General features: G+C 39.6%; 7 protein-coding genes. All 7 read left to right on the top strand.

The window, feature by feature from the left end; translation table 11 throughout:
* Positions 1–210 precede the first annotated feature (210 nt).
* The 7 genes from PX700_RS21370 to PX700_RS21340 all read left to right on the top strand — a co-directional run bounded on the left by PX700_RS21370 (position 211) and on the right by PX700_RS21340 (position 6,034).
* Positions 211–1,143 (top strand): CHAD domain-containing protein, encoded by a 933-nt coding sequence (locus PX700_RS21370; protein ID WP_479521885.1) that lies wholly within the window; start codon positions 211–213, stop codon positions 1,141–1,143.
* A gap of 26 nt (positions 1,144–1,169) precedes the next feature.
* Positions 1,170–2,069 carry a DUF350 domain-containing protein gene (locus tag PX700_RS21365; RefSeq protein WP_024589503.1) on the top strand — a complete coding sequence of 300 codons (900 nt, stop codon included), beginning with the start codon at positions 1,170–1,172 and terminating at the stop codon, positions 2,067–2,069.
* A gap of 3 nt (positions 2,070–2,072) precedes the next feature.
* A complete protein-coding gene (locus tag PX700_RS21360) occupies positions 2,073–3,794 on the top strand; it encodes a polyamine aminopropyltransferase (protein WP_479521884.1) in 1,722 nt (573 codons plus the stop codon).
* 79 nt (positions 3,795–3,873) lie between these two features.
* Positions 3,874–4,287 (top strand): YjfI family protein, encoded by a 414-nt coding sequence (locus PX700_RS21355; RefSeq protein ID WP_004335098.1) that lies wholly within the window; start codon positions 3,874–3,876, stop codon positions 4,285–4,287.
* A 24-nt stretch (positions 4,288–4,311) separates the two neighbouring features.
* Positions 4,312–5,004 (top strand): PspA/IM30 family protein, encoded by a 693-nt coding sequence (locus tag PX700_RS21350; RefSeq protein ID WP_004335088.1) that lies wholly within the window; start codon positions 4,312–4,314, stop codon positions 5,002–5,004.
* A gap of 74 nt (positions 5,005–5,078) precedes the next feature.
* On the top strand, positions 5,079–5,717 hold the full coding sequence (locus PX700_RS21345) for a DUF4178 domain-containing protein (RefSeq protein WP_479521883.1): 639 nt from the start codon (positions 5,079–5,081) through the stop codon (positions 5,715–5,717).
* Positions 5,714–6,034: a hypothetical protein gene (locus tag PX700_RS21340; RefSeq protein ID WP_024599671.1), complete on the top strand. Its 321-nt coding sequence runs from the start codon at positions 5,714–5,716 to the stop codon at positions 6,032–6,034. Before PX700_RS21345 ends, PX700_RS21340 begins: the two co-directional genes overlap by 4 nt.
* Positions 6,035–6,085 lie beyond the last annotated feature (51 nt).

Below are 6,085 nucleotides of genomic sequence, written 5' to 3'. Positions count from 1 at the left end.
TACTCCCGACGTTAAAATCACCGCAAGTACATCCTCTTATAAAGCTTCAACTTTAATTCGAACTTCACTATATAGCTTCATATTTTTACTAAATAATACCCTGATTACAGAAATGCTCGTTTCTTCTCACTTTGTTGCAATTTCATTCTTGGTTTAATAAGTGACCTGTGTAAAACTACCTGCGTTAATTTAGTAAATCAGGTGACATGAATGTCGAATATTAAAGCTTGGAAACTTATGAGCCTGTTTTGTTTGTTCGCAGTGCTTATGGGTTGTCAATCGAAAGAAGAGCAGCTGCAACAAACAATTCAAGAGTCTATTAAAAAGGTAGATACGGAGCTGTCTCAGCTTGGTACTGCACTCGATAATGGAAGCGTACGCAATGCTGTATTACTTAAAGAATATGGCGAGCTTCTTAAAAAACAACAACCAGAGCTTACAAAAGTTGTTGATGTAATTACCCTTGATGCAACGCGCCGAGGCGCACTTTATAGTGGCTTAACACAGCGACTTAAAGATATTAAAGGAACTTACTTAATTCCTCCTTACGAAGATACGTTACATAGCATTGATTTGTTGCGTGAAGCGGCAAAACCTACGTTATTTTCTGATGCGTTAACCGATCCTATTAATATGCTAGCTGATATGTCGAAAGGTGCTTTAGCACGTGTAGGCGCAATTAGTAAGCAAGCTGAAGGTGAGGGTGTTGGTAACCAAATGGTAGGTAATCCTAACTATGGTAACTGGCAATCGAATAGTAACGGTATTAGCTTTTGGCAATGGTACGGAATGTACCGTATTTTAGGTGATGTATTTGACCGTGTTGAATACGGAAGCTGGAGCAAACGCCGAAAGTATAGTTATTACAATGACTATGGCCGAACGCGTTATTCAAGCCCTAAACAAATTAAAACTCAAAGCGCGCTAGAAACACGCACGCGCCAAACATACCAACGCCAAGGTAAGCAATTCACGAGCCCTTATGCGAGTAAAAAAACAGGTGCATCAGGTTTAAGCCGTAGCAGTTATACGCCACCAAAAAGCCGCAGTAGTTATTCTCGTTCGAGCAGTTATAGCAATAGCTCTGGATCGGTGCGTGATAGCGGTAGCAGAACCTCTCGTGGCGTGAGCCGTGGTAAGTAAAAGAATAAAGTTGGAGTTAGAATAATATGTATGAATTTAATGGAATAACTATGTGGTCGCTACAAGCGCTGGCGATTGATTTTGCGATTATTGTTTTGCTTTTTGTCAGCCTAAAATATATTAAAGGCTGGGTTTCAAACTTACACGCAAATGATGAAATAACAGAGCGCGATAACTTTGCCTTTGGTATTAGTTTTGCTGCTGGTTTAGTGGCACTGGCGATTGTATTAACGGGTGTAAGTAGTGGGGCTTTTGCTGCAACACTGCAACAAGAAGCACTACAAATGTTAGCTTATGGCGCATTAGCTATTGTACTTATTAAATTGGGTCACTTCTTTCAAGATAAAGTAGCACTTCGTAAAGTAAGTCTGCACGACGAAATCGTTAAAGGTAACGTTACAGCTTCAATAATTGATTTTGGTCATGTTGTTAGTGTCGCTATTGTTATTCGCTCAGCTCTTTTATGGGTGGCTACTGATGGCTGGCATGGTCTTCCAATTGTAATTGCTGCCTTTATTATAGGTAGCGTTGTATTACTACTTGTTAGCCAGTACCGAGTGCAGTTATTTAAGCGTACAAATAAAAGTGGCGACTGCCTACAACAAGCAATTGTTGATGGTAACTTAGCTGTGGGTATTCGTTACGCTGGATTTTTAGTAGGTAGTGCATTAGCTATCACGGCAGCAACGGGTGTTGCACCTTACGCTGCGGATAACATTAATGCGAGTTTACTATACTGGGCTATTAGCGCAGTAGTGAGCCTTGTTGCATTTATTATTTTACACTTAGTGACAATTAAAATAATTTTATCTGGTTGCGATATTTCAGATGAAGTTAATCGTCAAAAAAATGTAGGTGTAGCAACTATTTCTGCAGCAGTATCATTTGCGGTAGGTATCACTATGGCAACATTACTAGGCGCATAATCAGTGTCATCAACCAACACTCCCCCAAGTAAGTCTCGCTTACTTGGGCACGATATACTACTTATTACTGTTATGGCCGTGCTTGCTGGGTGCGGCCTTATTTATGAATACTTACTGTCTCATTATGCGGGCCGTGTACTTGGCTCAGTAGAGAGCGCCATTTACGCCATGATTGGTACTATGATTGTAGCTATGGGCTTAGGTGCTTTCTTAGCGCGTTGGTTTAAAGATGCATTTACCGCTTTTGCTTGGCTAGAAAGCATTATTGCTTTGGTTGGCATGGGCTGCATTTTAGCGATAGCGGGTGTAATAGCAGTTAGTTATTCTCTTCCTCATTTATTTTCGAGTATTTTTAACTTACCCCCTGATGTTGTACTTAATGGTTACGTATTTCAAAAGCTTCAAGAGTGGTCACGTTTTCTACCTTATGTTTTTGGTTTAATACTGGGTTTATTTATTGGTATGGAAATACCGCTTATTGCGCGTATTCGCCAACATGTTTATGGCCGATTTTTGGAGAACAACGCAGGGACTATTTATGGTGCCGATTATATTGGCGCCGGTATTGGTGCAGCCATTTGGGTAAGCATCATGCTCTCAATGCCTATAATGCAGGCTGCCGCGTGGACGGCATTATTTAATATCATTGCAGGGCTCGCGTTTTTATGGCGTTACCACACATATGTACGCTTTGCTAAGGCGCTTTTAGTTTGCCATATAGCATTGTTGGCATTATTTGGTTTTATTTTGGTATTTGGCAGTGGTTGGATGAACAATCTAAGCAATGTTTTATATAAAGATAAAGTGATTTACTCACAGGCAACTAAGTATCAGCACGTTGTTTTAACTGAGAGATTAAGTAAAAACCAGCCGCAACCGATCACCGATTTATATTTAAATGGGCGCTTGCAGTTCTCAAGTATTGATGAGCAAATATATCATTCAATGCTGGTTTATCCTGCAATGCTTGCCTCTAACCGACACGACCGCGTATTAATAATTGGTGGTGGTGACGGGCTTGCACTTAGAGATGTTTTAAAATGGCCGGTGAGTGAAGTAACGCTTATAGATTTAGACGCGCAGCTTCTCAATTTATTTGGTCATAAAGACGGTGACTTTACGCCACCAGAGCATATTAGTGAGCGATTGCTGCAGCTAAATAATAAATCGATGCAAGACTCGCGTGCCAACATAATTGTGGGTGATGCATTTTTAGAAGTTGAAAAGCTGCTCGATCAATCTAAGCAGTTCGACACTATTTTAATTGATTTACCCGATCCTAATCATCCTGACCTAAATAAAATGTACAGTGATTATTTTTATAATCATGTACGTCAGTTATTAGCTCCCGATGGCGCAATGGCAGTTCAATCGACCTCTCCTTATCATGCTAAAAAAGCATTTTTGAGTATAGGCAAAACGGTTAAAGCTGCTGGATTTGGCTATGTTGAGCAGTATCAGCAAAACATACCTTCTTTTGGGCAGTGGGGCTGGACCATAGCGACTAAAATGGGACAGTCGGCTAGTGGCCGTATTAATGATGCGACGGCTATGCCAGTACCATCAAGATGGATCAGTAAAGAATATTTATTGGCAAGTTTTGTATTTCCTAATCATTACTTTGAACAAGTTAAAAGTATTGAGGTCAATAGGTTAGGCTCTGGTCAATTGTATGATTACTATCGCACAGCATGGCAAATAGAAAGTGAATTGTATAAAAACTAATAAAACATGGTTGACATAATATGTCGGCCATGAGAATCTTAACTCAGACATAATATGTCAAACGACAAAAGGCAGAGACATGGAATTAAATGAACTTTCAATAAAATTAGCTTCTTTTGAAACTGAAGGCGCTAACTTTGAGTCTTTCTTGATTGCCAATCCTGGTGAGCAAGATGTTTTACAAGTCATTGTTGATGGAAATGATGAACTTCCAATTTTTGTTACTCAAACACAAGAGCAGTTGTTATGTATTAGCTACTTGTTTGACGAAGATGAAGTTAAGAGTGAATTACGCAACGAGTTAAACGAAACATTACTACGTTTAAACGTGCCAATTCCACTGAGTGCATTTGCTAAAATCGATAACAAATACGCGATTTTTGGTGCACTGTCGGTAAATTCATCATTAGATGACGTTACCCACGAACTAGTGACATTAGCCGATAACGCTATAGATGCACTAGAAGCCGTGACCTTGTATTTAAACGATTAATAGCTAGTTAGTGGAGTTAAGATTATGAGTATTTTAAAAAAATTATTTACAGCAGTACGTGGCGGCGCTCGTGAAGCAGGCGAAGCAATTGTAGACAAAAACGGCATCCGTATTTTTGAGCAAGAAATTGCAGACGCGCAAAATGCACTTCACCGCGCTAAAAAAAGTCTTACAGAAGTAATGGCTAAAGAAATGCAAACTAAGCGTAAAATTAGCGCAGTAGATGCTTCAATCGCTGAACACGAAGCGTATGCAGGCCAAGCGCTTGAAAAGGGTAACGAAGCGCTGGCATTAGAAATTGCAGAAAAAATTGGTGACTTTGAAGCTGAAAAAGCTGAAAACGAGCAAGTATTATCTGGTTTTAGCAATCACATTGTTGCGCTTAAGCAGCAAGTTAAAGATGCTGAAAAATCGATTAAAGAGAATCAGCGTCAGCTTACAATGGTTAAAACCACTGAAAGCGTACAGCAAGCAACAATGGCTGTTAACAGCACGCTTAATACAAATAGCTCGTCTATGACATCGGCTCGTCAATCGCTTGAGCGCATTAAACAGCGTCAACAAGATCGTAGCGACCAGCTTGGTGCTGCAAAGCAACTTGAGTCAGACGTAAATGGCGATGACTTAAAAGCTAAAATGGCTGAAGCCGGTATTGGCGACACAAGTCCAAAAAGCGCTGATATTTTAGCTCGCATCAAAGCGAAGCAAAATAGCTAACCATTACGTTTATACTTTAAAAAGGTAACCGAGTTTTTCTCAGTTACCTTTTTTGCTTAGAAGGCAGCCTTCCTATGTTTAATTTTTTCAAATCTAAAAAAGAGCCAGAACGTCAGCTTAATCATCCGAGCGATCTTAAAAAAGGCGACATGTTTAGCGTTATTGACTCATTTGCCTATCCTGCATGGTTAAAAGGTGAAACGTTACGTGTTACTGATATTCAGACTTACCAATATCAGCACAGTAGCGATACTGAATTTGTACTCGAGACAAATAGCGGCCAAGTTGTATTTTTACAAATTGAGCAAGATGACGGCGAAGAGTGGGCTAACTTTTCTATTAAAATTCAGCGAAACGAAGTTGAAGAAATATTTAGCCTTGATGAGTTTGCGCGTATTTTTGATGAGGAGTCGTTAACCCACATTACAGTGCAAAATACACCAGAGCGCTTTATGCAGTTTTTAGCTAAAAGCTATCAACAAAGCGAGTCGCCTTATGTGTGTTATTTCCATAATAAAGATTACCGCAACCAAGCTTTGCCTCGCTATGAGCAAGAAGGTGGTGAGCCATGTGAAATGATTTGCTTAGCGTCAGATAACGAAGGTTTCGGTTTAAATATCGAAATTTGGGATGGTGGCGAAACCGAAGTATCGCTAACGCTAACGCGTCCAATGTCAGACATTGTAGACTTGTTTCCCGGAGATGCTAAGTGAGTGATGCTAAAGATAAGTGGTTACGTCAGGAACAAGCCGTACGTGCCACGCAAATGGCATTTGATCTGAGCAGCGAAGTTCAAAAGCTGATAAAAAAACAAGCGATCGATCAAGAGTTAACTCCATCAGATATGATCCGAAAAATACTTGGCTTAGACGTAAAGTCTAAAAAAACGCGTCAACGTTTATCGTTTAATTTAAATGATGATGAAATAGCGCAACTAGCCAGTCGCTTTGATGTACAAAGTGATGACAAGCGAGCCGTAAAGCAACAAGTAGCTGATTTATTAATAGCTCACACTAAAAATAAAAAGTGAAATAATTTAATTAGGTTTTTATGAATATTATTTTAATTGCTTACTTAATTA

The organism is Pseudoalteromonas sp. TP27 (assembly GCF_056470645.1).
The sequence above is the reverse complement of the archived record's forward strand: the minus strand, read 5'-3'. Positions and strand labels throughout refer to the sequence as shown.